Source organism: Raineyella sp. W15-4, from assembly GCF_033170155.1.
Classification (GTDB): domain Bacteria; phylum Actinomycetota; class Actinomycetes; order Propionibacteriales; family Propionibacteriaceae; genus Raineyella.
The window spans coordinates 3674017-3691661 of record NZ_CP137079.1 but is presented as its reverse complement, the minus strand read 5'-3'; the positions used below and the strand labels follow the sequence as shown (position 1 = coordinate 3691661).

The following is a 17645-nucleotide window of genomic DNA, read 5'->3' as shown; positions in this document are numbered from 1 at the left end:
CAGAATGACTCGCAGGCCGTTCAGCCTCGCGGCGGCTGCTGTTTCCGCCCTGGCCATCACCACTATGTGCATCGGACCCACGCTGGCCCTCGCCGACGACACCCCTGCCAGCGGTGGCAGCCCCGCCGCCAATGTCGCCCTGATCAACCCCGAGGCCACGGGAACGCTGCACATCACGAAATACGCCGGCGCGACCACCGGCGGGACCAACAACGGCACTCCGATCGGAGGCGTCTCCGGCCGTACGCCGCTGGCCGGAGTCACCTACAAGATCTACAAGGTTCCCGGGGTTGACCTGACGACCAACGGCGGCTGGCAGCAGGCGGCCGCATACTACAACAACATCGCCGGCGCCAAGTCTGCAATCGGCGCGGCCGCCGAGGTCGGCACCTGCACCACGAACGCCACCGGCCAGTGTGACCTGTCGGGCCTGCCACTCGGCCTGTACTACGTCGAGGAGGTGTCGGCGCCGGCCGGGTACACCATGGCCGCCCCGTTCCTGGTGACCCTGCCGATGACGAACCCGAACGGTCCCGACGGCAATCCGGCGACGACCGCTGACAACAACACCACCTGGATGTACGACGTCTACGTCTACCCGAAGAACCAGCAGGACACCATCACCAAGGCGGTGGACGACAAGGGCACCCAGACGACCGACAATGCCAACGGCGCGAAGGCCGACCATGCGCTCGACTTCACGCTGACCTCGACGATCACCGACGGCACCGACCCGCTCGGCATGTACGTGATCTATGACGACCTCGATCCGTCGGTGACGTTCACCGGTGCCGACCTCAGCGTCGGGGGCGCCGCCCTGGTGGCCGGCACCGACTACACCGTGTACACCGCACCCGACCTGGCGACCGGGGCGACCCTCTGGAACGGCAGCCCGGTTGCCGGCGGTCCGGTCGTCACGATCGTCTTCACCGATGCCGGCCTCACCAAGCTGGAGGCCAACCGGTCCGCCGACGTGACGACCGTGCTGCACACCACGGTGGGTGCCGAGGATGCCGACGGCGTCGTGCCCAACCAGGCGTCGTTCATCCCGAACGAGAACTGGTGGAACCAGAACTCCATCCCGGGCTACAACCCGGCGACTCCGACCACGCCGCCGACCACGCCGCCGACCACTCCGCCCGGCACTCCCTCGAACGAGGTCAAGACCAAGTACGGGGACGTCAGAATCAACAAGTTCGACGGCGGCGATACGGCCACCAAGCTCGCCGGTGCCGAGTTCACCGTCTACGCCGATGCGAACAACGACGAGAAGTGCGATGCGACCGACGTGACCTCGGCCAACGTGATCGGCGGTCCGGTCGTCACCGGGTCCGACGGCGTCGCCGTGGTCAAGGGACTGCAGACGTCGGACTTCTACAACAACGCGACCCAGACCGACCTGCTCACCTACTGCCTGGTCGAGACCAAGGCCCCGACCGGCTACAACCTGAACGCCACCCCGATCGCGTTCACCGTCAAGCAGACCACGGACGGCACCCTCGCACTGACCTTGCTGGACGTGTCCAACGAGAAGTCCAACCTCAGCAACAGCCTGCCGCTGACCGGCGGCCAGGGCATCGCCGCCCTCAGCATCGGCGGCGCCGCCCTGATCGGCGGTGGTGCCGCGTACTACGCCCGCGCCTCGCGTAAGCGCAAGGCGTCCTGACCCGCATCTGCACCGGACAGGAGTAGGACTCGACGGTGGCGGCGGACCGGATCCCCGCCGCCACCGTCGGACACGATCGCACATGCCCCGACATCACACCCACTTCACCCGCGCCCATCACACGCCCGACTGGCCGCACCGCATCGTGTTCGCCGTGCTGGTCCTGGCCGGGGTGGCGGTGTCGGTCCTTCCGGTGGGGGAGACCTACCTGAACGACGCCCGGGCCGCCAGCATCCCGCAGCGCTACGTCGACGCTGTCTCCGCCGCGCCAGCTCCGCAGCTGCTGGACGGGCTGCGACGGGCAGCCGCCTACAACATCGCCCTCAAACCGGAGGAACTGGCCGACCCCTGGACCTCCCGCGGGACGACCGGCAGCGCCGACCACGACCTGTACCTGCGTCAACTGGCCGACTTCGGGACGATGGGGCGGCTACGGATCCCGCAGATCCAGGTCGATCTGCCGATCCTGCATGACGCGGGCCCCGACCAGCTGGCCCGTGGCATCGGCCATATGTACGGCACGGCGCTGCCGATCGGCGGCACCGGCACCAACGCCGTCCTCGCCGGTCACACGGGTATGCGTGCCAGGCTGTTCCTGGACCGGCTGCCCGAGGTGACGGTCGGGCAGGAGTTCTTCATCGACGTCTACGGGCGCACCCTCACCTACCGGGTCGACAAGATCAGCGTCGTCAGCCCGACCGACATCGCGGCCGTCGCCCCCGTGCCCGGGCAGGATCTGGTCACGCTCGTCACCTGCACCGACTACCAGGACGGTCAGCCGACACGTCGCCTGTTGGTGCGCGGCGTCCGCGTCCCTGACCCGGCCGCTGTCCTCACCGAAGCGAGCAGCCCTGCCCCGGTCGTGTTCGACGACACCGTCCAGGCGTGGATGGTCCCGCGGCTCGGCGTCGCCGTCGCCGGACTGGCGCTGCTGAGCGGCGTGGTGATCTCGTGGATCGTGGCGGACCGCCGTCGCCATCACCTTGGCACCGCTGCATCCGCCGACACCGCTGCATCCGCCACGGACCGCGCCACCCGATCCGACGACATCCGGCCCGAGGACGACATCCGGCCCGAGGACGACATCCGGCCCGAGGAGGCCCTGACATGACCGGCACCATCACCGAAGAGGGACCGGAGACCCCGTCGCCACGCCACGCAGAGGAGCCGCCGCGGCATCGCGCGGCGGTGAACCTGCTGGTGCCGTTGCTGCTGGTCCTCGCCGGCGTGTCTGTGCTGCTGTACCCGGTCGTGGCGACACAGTTCAACAACGTCAAGCAGCAGCAGTTCGCGGCTCGCTACAACAGTCAGGTGCAGGAGGTTTCCCCCGACGTGCTCGCCCAGCAACTGGAGCGTGCCCACGCGTACAACGCGACGCTCAGCGGCGTGCCGATCCTGGACCCGTACCTGGAGGACGTCTCCAAGGCACCGTCCTCGGGCTCGTACTCCAACTACCTGCACACGCTGGACGCCTTCGACGCGATGGCCCGCATCCGCGTGCCCTCGGGGCAGATCGACCTGCCCGTCTACCACGGCACGAGCCAGGAGACGCTCGCGAGGGGCGCCGGGCATCTGTACGGAACGTCGCTGCCAGTCGGCGGGGACAACACCCACGCGGTTCTGACCAGCCACACCGGATTGTCCAGCGCAACCCTGTTCGACCATCTGACACAGGTCAAGATCGGCGACCTGATGTACGTCGACGTGTACGGCCAGACACTGGCCTACCAGGTCGACAGCATCAAGGTCGTCCTGCCGACGCAGACCGACGACCTGCGGGTCGTCCCCGGGAAGGATCTACTCACCCTGTTCACCTGCACGCCGTACGCCGTCAACACCCACCGGCTGCTCGTCACCGGCCACCGGGTGCCCTTCACTGCCGCCGCGTCCGCCCCCGCCACGCCGGTCAGTTCCCTGCTGAGACTCCAGCCGTGGATGTACGGGCTGCTCGGCGGTGCGGTGGCGGTGCTGCTGTTGCTCGTGCTCGTCGTGGCCCGGGAGATCCGACGCGCCGGGCGCGGCCCGTCGCGGGCGCTGCCGTGAACTGCCGAGGGCCTGGTCCGTCGTGGATGGTGGGAGTGGTGGGGGTGTGTTCGGTGGGGGATTGTTAGGGTGGGTGGGGTGAGCGGTCACCCGAGCAGGAGTGGTGTCCCGGGCGGTGCGGGTGGGGCTCGGGAACGTTCTGCCGTGTCTGTGGTGGAGGCCGCCACCGCGGTGCTTCGGTGTGGTCTGCCCGGCCAGCCGGCCGTCCCGCGCTCGGTGATCGATGTGATTCTCGGCACCCCGTCCGGTGACCTGGGCCGGCTCCGGCCACAGGAGCGCGCAGCCTGCGTCGCGGCGTTGGTCTGGTGCCTGGTGCAGTCCGGACAGGCCCAGGCGGCCGCCGACTTGGCCGACCGTGAGGGGATGCCGTTGCTGCGACGTGTCGCCGTGACGGCACCGGCGCAGACCCAGTCGGCGTGCTACGCGGTGCTGGCCGAGGCCTACCTGTCGGTCGGCCGCTGCCGCGACAGCACAGACTGTGCCCGTATCGCCCTCGACTACGCCACCGAGTCCGGCAACGACGCCCACCGATTCCGTACCCTGGGCCTACTCACCGCAAGCCTGGTGGAGAACGGGGAATTCTCGGCGGCCTCTGACCTGCTGGCGGTAGCCGACGACATCGGTGCCGGTCACGACTGGGGAGCCGAGAAGTGGCCACTGGTGCTCGCCCGAGTGCTGATCAACTACCGACGCGGCGATCCCGAGGGCATTCAGGTCGCCCTCGACTCCTTCGAGTGGAGCGACTCCGATGACGTTGTGGAACGGGCGGTATCCCAGATCGGTCTGATCTGGCTGCATGTCGCCCGGGAGGAGTATCGGGAGTTGCTGGTGGTGGCCGACAAGGTCGTCCGCGGCGCCGATCGGCACTGCTGTCCTCCCTTCTTGAGAGACCAGGCCGTCTACATGAAGGCCTTGACCCTCATCCATCTGGGCGATCCCGGCGCCGCGTTGAGGTCCCTCGCCGGCCGGCGGTCGCAGCCCGAGCACCCGGTGTGCTTCGAGCTGATGCTGGCGACCGTCCACCTGAGGCTGGGGGAACCCCGCAAGGCGCTGCAGGTCACCGAGGCCTGTGTCGGCAACTGCCCCGACCACAACCTACGGACACTGCCCTCGGTGTATTTTCGCCGGGCGGTGGCCTATGAGCTGCTGGGACATCACGACCCTGCCGACGCGGAGTTCTCCCGAGCAGCCCATCTGGCTGCTGACCTCGGAGGCATCAGCCCGGTCCTGGGGCTACCCGTCAGTGCTGTCGAGAGGCTCTACCTCCGGCTGATGAGGGACGAGCCCGAGCTCGGCCGCCTCATCACCGCGCGCATCCCCGGGACTGGCTATCCCGCTCCTAAGGCGCTGGGTTTCGTGCCGCCGCAGCTCACCGAACGGGAGGTCGTTCTGGCCCCTTTGCTGGCCACCGACCTGACCCTCGCCGGGATCGCCGACCGGCTGAAGGTGTCGATCAACACGGTGAAGACCCAGACCCGCACTCTCTACCGCAAACTCGAGGTCTCCGGCAGGGCCGAAGCGGTCGACAGCCTGGAACAAGCCGGGTTCTTCGTCAATCCGCCGGGCCCGGTGTCCGCGGGACAGTAACCACCGACCGCCCCGCAGTCCTGTCAGCCGTCCCGCCCAGCGGCGCGGCAGCCCCAGGCTCAAGTCCGGGCGATCCCGGATGGGTGTCGGCGGGGCCGTCAATAGTCTGCGAAACGTGACTGCTGTGACCACTCCGCCCCACCCCGCTCGGATGTCGCCTGCTCCTGGACGCCGCACCCGACGCAGGATCGTCGTCGTCGCCATCCTGCTTGCCCTGGTCGCGGTGGGGTTCGCTCCGACCGCGTTCGTGCAACTGACCACCAGCCATCTGAGGTATTCCGTGGCCGGTGCCCCCACTCGGCCGGTCGCCTTGGTGATGGGCGCCTGGGCCGACTCGAGCGGGCGGCCGGGCGGCTTCCTGGAGGGCCGTCTGCAGAAGGCCCTGGAGCTCTATCGGGCCGGGAAGGTCAGGGTCATCCTCGTCTCCGGTGACAACAGCACCGTCGGCTACGACGAACCCGACGCGATGCGGAATTGGCTGATCCAGCGGGGCGTGCCTGCCGGCAAGGTGGTCGCCGACTACGCCGGCTTCGACACGTACGCGTCGTGTGTCCGGGCCAAGCAGGTGTTCGGGGTCGACGCGGTCACCGTGGTGTCGCAGGACTTCCACCTTCCGCGGGCGGTGGCGACCTGCCGGGCAGTCGGGCTCGACGCGATCGGGGTCGGCGACAGCGCCGTGTCGGCCGGGCCACCCAACCGCGTCCGTGAGGTCGCGGCCAACTGGAAGATGGTCCTGGACGTCACCACACGCCGGGTCCCGCTGCTCGGCCCGCACGAGACCTCGGTCGAGAAGGCGCTGGCCAACTGACCTCGCCTCGTCCGGGCTGTCTGAGGAGGCCACTACAGTGCCGGTGTGATTACGGGTGAGCTCAAGAGCAAGATCGACAGCGCCGCAAAGCAGACCACCGGGATCGCATCCATCAACATGACCCAATTGAAGGCGCTGCCGGTCGGGGTGCCCCCGCTCGAAATACAGCAGATCTACCTTGAGCGGGTGAAGGAGGTAAGTGCTCGGCGCGCCGCCGTACAGCGTGCTCTCGCGGCCGACGACGCCCTCCGGGCCCACGCCTTCCGCGGAGAGCTCTGATGTCCGCTCCGACCTGGGATCAGTACATGGCTCCGTCCCTCCGGGTGCTCCTCGACGGCGAGATCCGGCGTAATCGCAGCATCGTCGAGGGTGCCGCCGAGTCGCTCGGGCTGACCGACGAGCAGCGTCAGATCATGATCCCGTCCGGTCAAGAACAGTGGCTCAACCGTGCCAGTTGGGCGCTGTCGTACCTGACCCGCGCCCGGGCGATCGAGCGCACCTCGCGGGCTCACTATCGCATCACGGAGGTCGGCCGGAGGTTGCTCGATGACCATCCGGACGGGATCACGGAGAGGGATCTTCGGCGGCTGGCTGGTGAGGACAACGCCTCGCACACCTGGAAGGCGTTCAATGCCGCCTTCCCACCGCCGGCTGGGCTGCCGACCGCTGAGCTCGTCGAGGTCGAGACGGCCGAATCGGTGCTCGACCCGCAGGAGCAGATCGAGGCCGGCATCGCGCGGATCACCGCGGATGTGGCCGACGAACTGTTGACCAGGATCCACGCCCAGGAACCGGTCTTCTTCGAGCAGGCCGTGCTCGACCTGCTGATGAAGATGGGCTACGGCGGGGCGGAGGGCGCCGCCACCCGTACGCAACTGTCCAACGACGGCGGTATCGACGGCATCATCGACCAGGACGCGCTTGGTCTGTCGCGGATCTACGTTCAAGCCAAGCGCTACGCGCCCGACAACAGCGTGGGCCGGCCGGCGATCCAGGCGTTCGTCGGCGCGCTCGCCGGCAACCAGGCCAATCAGGGCGTCTTCATCACCACCAGCATGTTCAGTGACGGGGCGCGGTCGTACGCGGAATCGGTCCCGACCCGCGTCGTGCTGATCGACGGCGAACGGCTCACCCGCCTGATGATCCGCTACGGCGTCGGCGTCCAGGTCAAGCAGACCATCCAGATCGTCGAGATCGACGAGGACTTCTTCGAGTAGCAGGTGTGGAATTGCTGCAGGAGCGGTTGCGCGGAAGGAAGCGCCGATGAACGTGCGAACGTTTGAGGTTACTGCTGAGCGCGAGGGTCCCTGGTGGGTGTTCGAAATCCCCGCACTCGGGACCGGTGGTCAGGCTCACACCCTTGCCGAGGTTGAGTATGAAGCCCAGAGCGTCGCCGCTGCGTGGCTCGACGTCCCATTCGAGACCGTCGACGTCCACGTCACAGTCAAGGCACCCGGGCGTGCGCTGGCGGAGGGTTCTGGGGTCCCCTCCCTCGACATCGACGGCGTACGTCAACGGATCCGTGCTGAGGCGGCGTCACGAGGGGCCTGGGGCCAATGCCCAGCCCAGGCTAGTGATGCTTGGGCATCGAGAGTGGAAGAGCTCGGCGAGCCTCCAGCTGCGGACTGAGGTGTACGCTGCGGACAGTTCTCAACTGTTCTCATCCGCAATCAGTGATTCGTAGTCCTGGCCGCCGTAATAGACGCCGTGGATTTCGATAGCAGTTTCATGAACCGCGAACGTGATGACCGCACGGTGTAGGAAGCCGATCGTGCGCAGCCCTGCCCGCAGGTCGTCTCGGGCGATTCCGATCATCGGGAACTCGGCCAAGCCATCACAGTACCCGAGGATCGCAGAGACGTAGCACTCTGCCCGGTCGGGCAAGCCCGACTGTTCGGCGATCCAGAGGTAGAGACGATCGAGCTGCTCCTGGGCGCGTGGTGAGTAGACGACGCGCCGGGTCACGAGTCCTGTTTTCCGAGACGGTGGGCATGCAGCTCCGCGAGGTGCGCACGCATATCAGCCGAGCTGATCGCCTGCGAGGGATCAGCTCGCAACTCGTCGTACGAGGCGACAACCTCGGTGCGCAGCCAGTTTTCGATGGCTTCCTCGCGCGCGAACAGCGCACGGAGGCCATCCCGAACGACCTCGCTCTCGCTCGCGTAGGCGCCAGATGTGACGCGTTCCTTCAGCGCCTCGGCCATGCCGATGGGAAGGGTGATGCTGAGTTGCTTCGTAGTGCGCATGATCGGGTCTCACTCTCGATAGGACTCAATCCTACGTCCGCGGGAGCCTGGCGGCACAGGACGTCGGCGCGGCCCCAGTCTGGTCGAGTGCCTGGAGGCCGCGTATGGCCGTCGACCGGTGAACTACTGCAGCAACGGCTACCAGCACTGGATCTGGGACGACGCCGCCTTCGGCGACTCCGGCTACCCGCCGCGTGAGATCCAGGGCTTCTTCACCCGCGACGAACTGGAACTGATGATCCAGCGGCGCGCGACCCGCCGGCCGCTGGCGGGAGCTCCTGTCGATGCCGACATCGTCGGGCGCTACTACCAGACCCGCGCCATCAAGGCGATCGACGCCGCCCTCGACAAGCGCCAGCGCGAGGTGCTGTTGGTGATGGCCTCCGGCGCCGGCAAGACCCGTACGGTGATCGCGCTGGTCGACCAGCTGATGAAGGCCAACTGGGTCAAGCGCGTGCTCTTCCTGGCCGACCGTACGGCACTGGTCAACCAGGCGGTCGACGCGTTCAAGGCCCACCTGCCGTCGGTCACGACCGTCAATTTGGTCACCGAGAAGACCGTCGACGGACGGGTGTAAGCCTCCACCTACCCGACGATCATGAACCTGATCAACGCCGAGTTGGACCGCGGCGACGACAGTGACCGTCGGTTCGGGCCGGGCTACGTCGACCTGATCGTCATCGACGAGGCGCACCGCTCCGTCTACCAGAAATACCGGGCGATCTCTGAATGGTTCGACTCCTACCTTGTCGGACTGACCGCGACGCCGAAGGACGAGGTCGACCACAACACCTACCGGTTGTTCCAGCTCGAGGACGGCGTCCCGACCGACGCGTACGGCCTTGACGAGGCGGTCGGCGACGGATTCCTGGTGCCGCCACTCGGGGTGTCGGTCGGGACGAAGTTCCTTCGCTCCGGTATCCGCTACGACGAGCTCTCCGAGGAGGAGAAGGACGAGTGGGACGCCCTGGACTGGGGCGACGACGGCCCGCTGGAGGCCATCGATTCCGAGGAGATCAACCGCTTCCCCTTCAACGAGGACACCGTCGACAAGGTCCTCGCCACCCTGATGTCGCAGGGCTACAAGGTCGCCGGCGGCGATCGGCTCGGCAAGACCATCGTCTTCGCGAGGAACCAGGCCCACGCCGAGTTCATCGCGCAACGGTTCAACGTCGCCTACCCCGAGTACGGCGGCGAGTTCGCCCGGGTGAGGACAAGAAGGACTTCCTCGTCTTCGACTTCTGCGGCAACCTCGACTACTTCAGCCAGGACCTGCCCGGCTCTGAAGGGTCGCTGCAGCTGCGGCGACAGCTCGCCCAGCTCCGACGGCGACGCCGTCGCCGCCGAGCGGATCCGCGAGGCCATCCAGGCCATCGCGACCGCACTGCTGCCGAAGAAGACCATCCCGTCGGTGGCCGAGCAGCTGCCGTTCCTCGATGAGGTGGCCGGCGACGAGTGGTGGGTCGACGTCACCCTGCCGATGCTCGAGGTCATGCGGCTGCGGCTGCGCGACCTCGTACGGTTCGTCGAGAAGACGCGGCAGAGCCCGGTCTACACCGACTTCGAGGACACCCTGGACGAGCCGACGGTGGTCGACCTGCCGCAGGCGACCTCGGGGATGAACTGGGAGCGGTTCCGCGCCAAGGCACAGGCCTATCTGCGGCAGCACAGGGACCATGTCGCGCTGCAACGATTGCGCCGCAACGAGCAACTCACCGCCGACGACCTCGGCTCGCTTGCGGGGATGCTCGTCGCGTCCGGCGGCGACCAGCAGGTAGACCTCGCGTGGGTGACCGAGCGTGCGGGTGCGCTCGGCCCGTTCATCCGCTCACTTGTTGGGTTGGACCGGTCCGCTGTCAACGAGGCCGTCGCGGGCTTCCTGGATGAGTCGAAGTTCTCCGTCGAGCAGATCCGTTCGGGTCGCTGATCGTCGACGAGCTCACCGCCAACGGGGTAATGAAGCCGGCCCGGCTCTACGAGTCGCCGTACGTCGACCACGGTCTTGTCGACGCGATCTTCCCGGAGGACGTCGACGTCATTGTCGACATCCTCCGGAACATGAATGCTCGCGCGGTGCCGAGCGGCGCGGCGTGAGCGCTGCGAGGTCGGCACCGCGTGTCGTCAGTGCGCCATGTCGGTGAACCGTGAGTAGTGGCCCTGGAAGGCCACCGTCACGGTCTTGGTGGGGCCGTTGCGGTGCTTGGCGACGATGATGTCGGCCTCGCCGACCCGGTCGGAGTCGTCCTTGTTGTAGTAGTCGTCGCGGTGGACGAGGATGATCACGTCCGCGTCCTGCTCCAGCGAACCGGACTCACGCAGGTCGGAGACCGACGGGCGCTTGTCGTCCCGCTTCTCCGGGTTACGGTTCAGCTGCGAGATGGCGATCACCGGCAGCTCGAGCTCCTTGGCGAGCAGCTTCATCTGCCGGGAGAACTCGGAGACCTCCAGCTGGCGGGACTCGACCTTCTTGCCGGAGCTCATCAGCTGCAGGTAGTCGAGCACGATCAGCTTCAGGTCGTGCTGCTGCTTGAGTCGGCGTGCCTTGGCGCGGATCTCCATCATCGTCAGGTTGGGGGAGTCGTCCACATACAGCGGCGCGGACCCGATCAGGCTGGCCTTGCCGGAGACCCGGTCCCACTCGTCGCTCGACATGGTGCCCTGGCGCATGTGCGACAGCGGCACCGATGCTTCGGCCGAGAGCATCCGCATGGTGATCTCGGTCTGGCTCATCTCCAGGGAGAAGATGCACGAGGTCAGCCCGTGCTTGATCGAGGCGGAGCGACAGATGTCCAGCCCCAGCGTCGACTTCCCCATGCCCGGTCGGGCGGCGATGATGATCATCTGCCCGGAGTGCAGACCCGCGGTCAGCTCGTCGAGCTCGGCGAAGCCGGTGGGGACGCCGCTCATCACCCCACCCTGAGCCTCGATCAGCTCCATCTCGTCCATCGTCGGCTCGATCAGCTGCTCCAGCGGCTTGTAGTCCTCGGTGGTGCGCCGGTCGGCGATGGCGTACATGGTGGCCTGGGCCTCGTCGACGATGTCGTCGACGTCGCCCTCGGCGTTGTAGCCGAGCTGGGCGATCTTGATCGAGGCCTGCACCAGGCGGCGCAGCACCGCCTTGTCGCGGACGATCTGGGCGTAGTAGCCGGCGTTCGCGGCGACAGAGACGGAGGCGACCAGATCGTAGAGGTAGGTGTGGCCGCCGACCCGGGCGATGTCGCCGCGCTTGGTCAGTTGTTCGGCCACGGTGATCGCGTCGGCGGGCTCGCCGAGGGAGTACAGGTGCACGATCGCGTCGAAGATCAACTCGTGGGCGGGCTTGTAGAAGTCGTCGCTGCGGACAAGCTCGATGACCTCGGCGATGGCGTCCTTGGAGATCATCATCGCGCCCAGCACGCTCTGCTCGGCGACCAGATCCTGCGGCGGCTGACGATCCGGCCCCGGCCCGGGCTCCCGATGGTCGGCGTTCCAGGCCTGCTCCAGCCCGACGACACCCATGACTCCCCCTCTTCCGACACTGCCCACTGCTGGGACCGACCCTAGGTACGGGCTCTGACAGTCCTCCCGTACGACCCTTCGGTACGACGGCAGGCGACGTACGGATCGCTGTCGGAGACGGCGCCTGGAACCTGCCGCCGGACCGCCCCTCTCGGGCCGTCGGGGGTCCACCTCCGCTGCTCCCTGGGGACCGGCGGAGCTCCACCGTAGACGCTCGCGAGGTAGTCCGCCACCCCGGTTGTCCACAGGGGATGTGGACAACCGGGGACGGCTTGTGGAGACTCTCACCGGGCAGGGGGACAACTTGTGGACTGCCTGCCACGAGGATCGGTCAGACCTTCCCCGACACCGCTCTGACAAGGGATTCCGCACGCGCTGGGGAGTGGATGAAAACTCAGCCGGAGCAATCATCAGACCACATGTGCAGCTGGTCTATGGACCCTTTGGAGGCTTGACAGCCGCGACCAGATATGGCATTTCCACACGTGCTGTGCACAACTCTCGGTCACCTCCGGCCGATCCCGAGATGACAACGGCGAACGGGTCAAGAGACTCGATCGGCGGCGACGCTCAAGCCGAGGGAGATCCTGGGCGTAACCGGTGAAGCCCGGGACCGGGTGGACGCCTCACACCGCGTCCGGCTCTCGGTCTGTCAGCGGGCTGTTCGGTGGCGGTCTGAGTGCCCGGGACGGGCCTCTCACCGCCGGGGTGGAGTGGATCGGTGCCGTATCGACGACGGGGAGTTCGGTGATCACGCAACTCTGGGCCCCGAAGGACGTGACACGTCCGTTGATCGTCACACTACGTCGTACGTACGCCTGCTTCTGGACGCGCGGACCGGTGTACGACGCAGTGAACCGTGGACAGCCATCCGTCGTCCAGATTCGACGAGCGGAGTCCCAGGTCCACCTTCCGTCGTAGTTGGTCCGGTAGGCCGTGAGGCCATTGATCGTGGGTGTTGTGCCGGTCCTGACCAGCGCGGTCCATCCGGAGTCCTCGGCTGAGGCACTGAATGTGAGGTCCGAGACTGAGAAGTAGAAGCATATTGTGGCATCGGTGATGGTGGAACGGGAGCTTCGACCGCCGAAGACCCACAGGCCATCACCATCCCCTCCGCCGATGCGGTTGCCGCGACCGATGATCTCAAGCGTGTTGCTCATCCTGCCGCAGGTCTGGCCGATGGTGACCGAACCGCTGAGACCCACCGTCTGAGGCGAGGCTGCGATCTCCGGCGCCTTGCTCACCGCGACGACGACGGGAGTCTCCCAGGCGGTGCCTGCGGCCGGTTTGCGTCGTCGGGTCCGACCACCGCCCGACGGAGGAGTCGCGTCGAAGGCACTTCCGTTCATCGAACCGCTCCGTCGGATGGCCGAGTGGAATGCATCGATCCCCTCTTCCCCGAGTTCTTGCTCGTCAATCTCCTGCGCGCCCCCGCAGAGACCCGACTGTTCGTCCGCCCAGGCGTCGTCCGCTCGCACGGATCCCGGAGCGCGAGCGGACGACACTTGTTCGATATCGGCATCCCACCACCGGGCGCGACCCCACCCTGTCCCCAGTGCGGAATTTCACCTCCGATGTCACCCGTCGGCTTCGGGGGCTGACACAGGTCGGTGACATCCCGGATCCGGCCGATCAGACAGGTGCCCCGGAGAAGCGCGGCCATCGGAGAGGCGAATCGTGGTCCGAAAAGTCCCGCCAGGGCTGGCGTTGTTGCTATAGATCGACCACACCTGACCGGGTGTCTGAAGATTCGCCGAGAATGGATTGGAAAATCCTAAGCTATTGATGTGGGTGAGGGTGAGCGCAGGTGAACTGAGTTAAATCACTGATCCTTCCGGCCCCTCGCTCCAAGGTGTCAGACGACGAACCATCGTGGATGGATTGCGTGGGTGATCGCGGCAGTTACTGGGGTGTCGACACACCGCTGCCCGGGCGCCGGTCGTGGCGGGGCCGGGGCGCTCTCGGTCTACTGGCAAGAATCTGATCTACTCGAGCAGCGTGGGGGTGGCCTGACTTTGGCGGCCAGTGCGACCACGAATGTCCTCGTGCCTACGCCGGTGTGTCAGTGGACCGATCGACCCGGGGCGGGGTGAACTCTGGGGTGAACTCCGCCGCCAATGGTGGGGGCAGCGTTTGGTTGACGGATATTCTACCTGCGATCTTCAGGATTCAGGAAGGCGCCGAGAAGATCCTTTGCATCGGGATTCGGTGCCGCGAAAGAATAGGGTACGGAGACGATGACGCATACCAAAACCGATAATTCGGAGACGAAGCGGGCATCCGGGGGGGTATCGCGACGCAATGTGGTGAAGGGGGTCGCTTGGGCGACCCCCGCGGTCGTCGCGGTCAGTACGCTCCCCGCCTTTGCCGCGAGCCCGGGGTCGTGCAATCCGTGCGACGGCCTGGACGTCACCGGCTTCGGGTCGTCAGCTTCGGGCCCGCACAACGGGTGGCAGCTGTCCACGACGGGCAGCTTCTTCGGGGGTGCGGATCAGAGCGTCGGCTGGTACAACGGCTTCTCTTACACAGCGGGCCACCCGTTCGTTGACCCCTGCACCGGGGGCAACTGCTTGGCTAACCAGCCCATAAGCTCGAACAATGTGAGCTTGACCGGCCCGGTCGTCGTGGCTCAAGGCGACCCTTCGCAGGCCAACTCGACCATCACCGTGGCGAAGACCTTCTGCCTGGTGGCGGGCAAGACCTACACCTTCACATACGACTGGATCTCCTACGGCATCAACCCCCTGGCCGCCCACCAATCGACGTACATCGTCGCCGGCACAAGCCCAGTCGGGACCAGTGGTGCCCAGCTCGGAAACACGATTGATGCACCGCCCCACAGCCCCAACGGTTCAGGCCACGTCGTGCTCACCTACACGGCCCCCACTACCGGCCAGTACACCTTCTACTTCTACTGGACGTTCCAGACCGCCGGCAACTACTCCGGCTCCCGGTGCTACTCGGGCGGACCGATCGTAAGCAACTGCCAGACGTACGCCAACGACTTCGCGGTCGGCCAGGTCGTGGTCAACTGCTCGTAGCAGTCACCGGCCCTGTGGCGGCGGGCGGGGTCCGCGTACGGCTGGGGTGCGAGAAGTGGCCGATGGTCTTCGCCTCGGTCCTGATCGCATAGCGCCGTGGTGACGCGGAGGGGTCAGGACTGCGGATGCACGGGGTTGTCGGCAACGGTCGGATTCCGGGCCGGTTTCGATGGTGCAGGTGGTCAGCCCGGCGGGCTGACGAAGAACCCGGCCTGTTCCAGGCTGTCGACCGCTTCGGCCCTGCCGGAGACCTCGAGTTTGCGGTAGAGAGTGCGGGTCTGGGTCTTCACCGTGTTGATCGACACCTTCAGCCGGTCGGCGATCCGGGCGAGGGTCAGGTCGGTGGCCAGCCATCCGGCCAGGACGGCTTCTCGCTCGGTGAGCTGCGGCGGCACGAAACTCAGCGGCCTCGGATCGGAATAGCTGCCGTCGGCGGGGATGCGTGCGGCGATGAGGCGGCCGAACTCGGGCTCGTTCCTCATCAGCCGGAAGTAGAGCCCCTCCAGGACATCGAGCGGTAGGCCGAAGGCAGGACCCACTGCCCCCACACCGGCGGCCAGATGGGCCGACAGGGAGTACTCGACGTCCGCCGAGTCGTGCTGTCCCAGCAGTTCATGGGCCACTGCTCGGCGCAGGTGGACCGAGGGTAGCGTCCCGACATTGTGGTCGGGGCAATTCCCGACGCAGGCCTCGGTGACCTGCAGCGCCTTGCGCGGCTCCTCCAGTTGCAGATGGATCCCCGCACGCAGGAGCTCGAAGCACACCGAATGCTCCGGAGGGGATTGTCTGTCGGCGACCGCTCTCAGGGCACCAGCAGGATCACCGAGTTGGACGAGGGCCAGACACTGCAGCGCCGTTGCCTGATCCAGCAGGAACGGAGGGCAGTTGCGCCGGTCCGCACCGTGGGTCACCCGCTCGGTCGCCGTGAGCATCTCCCCATACTCCTCACGGACCGCATGCAGCGAACTGAGCCCGATGCGGAGCACCACGCGCTCCACGACCCCGTCGGAGTCGCCACTCCTCAGGGACGCCAGGGTGGCCTCCAGGCCTTCGGCGTCAGTCCTCCGAGAGTCGATCAGGACCGCTGCGAGCACCACCGGCCACATCCCGGGCCAGTCATGCGCCTGGCCGAGCTCCTCCGCCCTGTCCCGCAGGGCATCTGCCTGAGCGAACTCGCCGTTGAGGGCCAGGCTTGCGGCGAGGAGGCCCAGGGTGCGGACTCGGTGGGCGTCGTCGTCGGACTCGGTGGCGTAGTCGAGGGCGATGCGGGCGCAGTCGGTGCTGTCGCGGCAGCGGCCGATCGACAGGTAGGCCTCGGCCAGTGCCGCGTAGCACGCCGATTGGGTGTCGGCCGGTGCCGTTGCGGCGACGCGGCGCAGCAGTGGCATGCCGTCACGGTCGGCCAGTTCGGCGGCCGCCGAGGCCTGCCCGGACTGCACCAGGCACCAGGCCAGCGCCGCGACGCAGGCTGCACGGTCCTGGGGTGAGAGTCGGCCCAGGTCGCTGGGCGGGGTGCCGAGGATGACGTCGATCGCCGAGCGGGGGGCGGCCGGTTGCCCGGGCAGACCGCCACGGAGCACTACGGTGGCGGCGTCCAACAGAGGCACGGCAGAACGTTCCCGAGCCCCACCCGCACCGCCCGGGGAACCACTCCTGCTCGGGTGACCGTTCACCTGCCCAGCCTAACAATCCACCACCAGACACCACCTCACCACTCCCACCGTACGGACCGGGTACTCGGTGGTGCTGCCCGGCGGATGGGTACGGGACAGACCCCGCCGGCGCCGGGTAGGCTGAAGTGGCGATCCCCTGCCCGCGGATCGGGATCCGGGTGGATACCCCAGCGGGCATCATGGGGATGGACGGAGGAGGTTCACGATGGAAGCCGAGACCACTGCGCTCACTGGGTCGGCGCCGACGGCCGCGGTGTCGAGCTGCTGCGGCGGTGCTGGCCGGGTGGCCGTCGAGGATCCCGCTCGGCCGGTGGCACTGACCCTCGAGGACCGTACGGGTGACGCCACAGAGACGGCTGGCGCCGAGGCCGGTGACGCCGTCATGACCGACGATGTCACCGCGGCGCAGGATGCGGCGGGCTGTTGCGCGACCGACAACCCGTGGGGCTATGCCGACCACAAGCAGGACTACGTCCGCCGGCTGCGCCGGATCGAGGGGCAGGTCCGCGGCCTGCAGCGGATGGTCGACGAGGACCAGTACTGCATCGACATCCTGACCCAGATCTCCGCGGTCACCAAGGCGCTGGAGTCCACTGCGCTGCGCCTGCTCGACGAACACCTGTCCCACTGCGTGATGCATGCGATCGAGGCCGGCGGCGAGGAGGCCGACCAGAAGCTGGCCGAGGCTTCCGCGGCGATCGCCCGGCTGGTCCGGTCCTGACGCGGTCCTTGTCCAGCCGGCCCTGATCCCGCCCTGGCTCCGGTGTGAGGGGCCCGGCGGCCCGGCGTACGCTACTCACCAGCACCACCGCCGTGGCACAGGTTCGCCGCGGCACCGACTCCACGGGAGGATATCCATGGCCACCACTGCGTACACCGTCTCCGGCATGAGCTGCGGCCACTGCGTCAACTCGGTGACCGAGGAGGTCAGCGCGGTCGACGGGGTCACCGCGGTCGACGTGACGCTGGAGTCCGGCCGGATGGTCGTCACGTCCGACACCGCCGTCGCGTTCGAGGCCATCGCCGCCGCGGTGGACGAGGCAGGCTACACGGTCGCCCCGGCCTGATCGATTGCCTGATCGC

The 17645-nt window shown here is 67.3% G+C and carries 17 protein-coding genes and 1 pseudogene; 13 read left to right on the top strand and 5 right to left on the bottom strand.

Annotated elements, in window-relative coordinates; genetic code table 11:
* The first annotated feature begins 4 nt into the window (after nt 1-4).
* From R0145_RS17055 to R0145_RS17025, 7 genes are all read left to right on the top strand, one after another.
* Complete coding sequence (locus tag R0145_RS17055; RefSeq protein WP_317838143.1) at nt 5-1666, top strand: SpaH/EbpB family LPXTG-anchored major pilin; 1662 nt, start codon at nt 5-7, stop codon at nt 1664-1666.
* An 82-nt stretch (nt 1667-1748) separates the two neighbouring features.
* Complete coding sequence (locus tag R0145_RS17050) at nt 1749-2777, top strand: class C sortase (RefSeq protein ID WP_317838142.1); 1029 nt, start codon at nt 1749-1751, stop codon at nt 2775-2777.
* Nucleotides 2774-3709: a class C sortase gene (locus tag R0145_RS17045; protein WP_317838141.1), complete on the top strand. Its 936-nt coding sequence runs from the start codon at nt 2774-2776 to the stop codon at nt 3707-3709. The genes R0145_RS17050 and R0145_RS17045 overlap by 4 nt, the downstream gene beginning before the upstream one ends.
* Nucleotides 3710-3853: 144 nt before the next feature.
* Nucleotides 3854-5296, top strand: coding sequence for a LuxR C-terminal-related transcriptional regulator (locus R0145_RS17040; protein WP_317838140.1), 1443 nt, complete (start codon nt 3854-3856; stop codon nt 5294-5296).
* A 151-nt stretch (nt 5297-5447) separates the two neighbouring features.
* Nucleotides 5448-6104, top strand: a complete 657-nt coding sequence (locus R0145_RS17035) for a vancomycin high temperature exclusion protein (protein WP_317838139.1) — start codon at nt 5448-5450, stop codon at nt 6102-6104.
* A gap of 45 nt (nt 6105-6149) precedes the next feature.
* Complete coding sequence (locus R0145_RS17030; RefSeq protein WP_317838138.1) at nt 6150-6383, top strand: restriction endonuclease subunit S; 234 nt, start codon at nt 6150-6152, stop codon at nt 6381-6383.
* A gap of 26 nt (nt 6384-6409) precedes the next feature.
* Complete coding sequence (locus R0145_RS17025; RefSeq protein ID WP_317838137.1) at nt 6410-7321, top strand: restriction endonuclease; 912 nt, start codon at nt 6410-6412, stop codon at nt 7319-7321.
* Nucleotides 7322-7754: 433 nt separating this feature from the next.
* On the opposite strand, the gene R0145_RS17020 is transcribed toward R0145_RS17025, so the two are convergent.
* Nucleotides 7755-8069, bottom strand: coding sequence for a type II toxin-antitoxin system RelE/ParE family toxin (locus R0145_RS17020; RefSeq protein WP_317838136.1), 315 nt, complete (start codon nt 8067-8069; stop codon nt 7755-7757).
* On the bottom strand, nt 8066-8350 hold the full coding sequence (locus R0145_RS17015) for a type II toxin-antitoxin system ParD family antitoxin (RefSeq protein ID WP_317838135.1): 285 nt from the start codon (nt 8348-8350) through the stop codon (nt 8066-8068). The genes R0145_RS17020 and R0145_RS17015 overlap by 4 nt, the downstream gene beginning before the upstream one ends.
* Nucleotides 8351-8585: 235 nt before the next feature.
* Between R0145_RS17015 and R0145_RS17010 the strand changes: the two are divergent.
* The 3 genes and pseudogenes from R0145_RS17010 to R0145_RS17000 all read left to right on the top strand — a co-directional run.
* Nucleotides 8586-9215 (top strand): annotated as a pseudogene (locus R0145_RS17010) (DEAD/DEAH box helicase family protein); the annotation flags it as partial.
* A 204-nt stretch (nt 9216-9419) separates the two neighbouring features.
* A complete protein-coding gene (locus R0145_RS17005; RefSeq protein ID WP_411742127.1) occupies nt 9420-10277 on the top strand; it encodes a type I restriction-modification enzyme R subunit C-terminal domain-containing protein in 858 nt (285 codons plus the stop codon).
* Between the two features lie 29 nt (nt 10278-10306).
* Entirely contained in the window at nt 10307-10444 is a 138-nt protein-coding gene (locus R0145_RS17000) for a hypothetical protein (RefSeq protein WP_317838134.1), read from the top strand.
* Nucleotides 10445-10471: 27 nt separating this feature from the next.
* Here R0145_RS17000 and dnaB read toward each other — a convergent pair whose 3' ends face one another.
* Together dnaB and R0145_RS16990 are read right to left on the bottom strand one after the other, a co-directional pair.
* Complete coding sequence (gene dnaB / locus R0145_RS16995; RefSeq protein WP_317838133.1) at nt 10472-11848, bottom strand: replicative DNA helicase; 1377 nt, start codon at nt 11846-11848, stop codon at nt 10472-10474.
* A 626-nt stretch (nt 11849-12474) separates the two neighbouring features.
* Nucleotides 12475-13326 carry a hypothetical protein gene (locus tag R0145_RS16990; protein WP_317838132.1) on the bottom strand — a complete coding sequence of 284 codons (852 nt, stop codon included), beginning with the start codon at nt 13324-13326 and terminating at the stop codon, nt 12475-12477.
* Nucleotides 13327-14454: 1128 nt separating this feature from the next.
* Here R0145_RS16990 and R0145_RS16985 point away from each other — a divergent pair.
* Entirely contained in the window at nt 14455-14889 is a 435-nt protein-coding gene (locus tag R0145_RS16985) for a hypothetical protein (protein ID WP_317838131.1), read from the top strand.
* 182 nt (nt 14890-15071) lie between these two features.
* Here R0145_RS16985 and R0145_RS16980 read toward each other — a convergent pair whose 3' ends face one another.
* Nucleotides 15072-16496 carry a helix-turn-helix transcriptional regulator gene (locus tag R0145_RS16980; protein ID WP_317838130.1) on the bottom strand — a complete coding sequence of 475 codons (1425 nt, stop codon included), beginning with the start codon at nt 16494-16496 and terminating at the stop codon, nt 15072-15074.
* 271 nt (nt 16497-16767) lie between these two features.
* Between R0145_RS16980 and R0145_RS16975 the strand changes: the two genes are divergently transcribed.
* Both R0145_RS16975 and R0145_RS16970 read left to right on the top strand, forming a co-directional pair.
* Nucleotides 16768-17283: a metal-sensitive transcriptional regulator gene (locus tag R0145_RS16975; protein ID WP_411742059.1), complete on the top strand. Its 516-nt coding sequence runs from the start codon at nt 16768-16770 to the stop codon at nt 17281-17283.
* Nucleotides 17284-17419: 136 nt separating this feature from the next.
* Nucleotides 17420-17629 carry a heavy-metal-associated domain-containing protein gene (locus tag R0145_RS16970; RefSeq protein WP_317838129.1) on the top strand — a complete coding sequence of 70 codons (210 nt, stop codon included), beginning with the start codon at nt 17420-17422 and terminating at the stop codon, nt 17627-17629.
* Nucleotides 17630-17645: the final 16 nt, after the last annotated feature.

Bases quoted from the DNA above. Each gene is read 5' to 3' on its own strand.
- R0145_RS17005 (WP_411742127.1), top strand. From the start codon at position 9,420: ATGTCGCAGGGCTACAAGGTCGCCGGCGGCGATCGGCTCGGCAAGACC.
- R0145_RS16975 (WP_411742059.1), top strand. From the start codon at position 16,768: ATGGAAGCCGAGACCACTGCGCTCACTGGGTCGGCGCCGACGGCCGCG.
- R0145_RS17000 (WP_317838134.1), top strand. From the start codon at position 10,307: ATGAAGCCGGCCCGGCTCTACGAGTCGCCGTACGTCGACCACGGTCTT.
- R0145_RS16970 (WP_317838129.1), top strand. From the start codon at position 17,420: ATGGCCACCACTGCGTACACCGTCTCCGGCATGAGCTGCGGCCACTGC.
- R0145_RS17035 (WP_317838139.1), top strand. From the start codon at position 5,448: ATGTCGCCTGCTCCTGGACGCCGCACCCGACGCAGGATCGTCGTCGTC.
- R0145_RS17055 (WP_317838143.1), top strand. From the start codon at position 5: ATGACTCGCAGGCCGTTCAGCCTCGCGGCGGCTGCTGTTTCCGCCCTG.
- R0145_RS17045 (WP_317838141.1), top strand. From the start codon at position 2,774: ATGACCGGCACCATCACCGAAGAGGGACCGGAGACCCCGTCGCCACGC.
- dnaB (WP_317838133.1), bottom strand. From the start codon at position 11,848: ATGGGTGTCGTCGGGCTGGAGCAGGCCTGGAACGCCGACCATCGGGAG.
- R0145_RS17050 (WP_317838142.1), top strand. From the start codon at position 1,749: ATGCCCCGACATCACACCCACTTCACCCGCGCCCATCACACGCCCGAC.
- R0145_RS17015 (WP_317838135.1), bottom strand. From the start codon at position 8,350: ATGCGCACTACGAAGCAACTCAGCATCACCCTTCCCATCGGCATGGCC.
- R0145_RS17025 (WP_317838137.1), top strand. From the start codon at position 6,410: ATGGCTCCGTCCCTCCGGGTGCTCCTCGACGGCGAGATCCGGCGTAAT.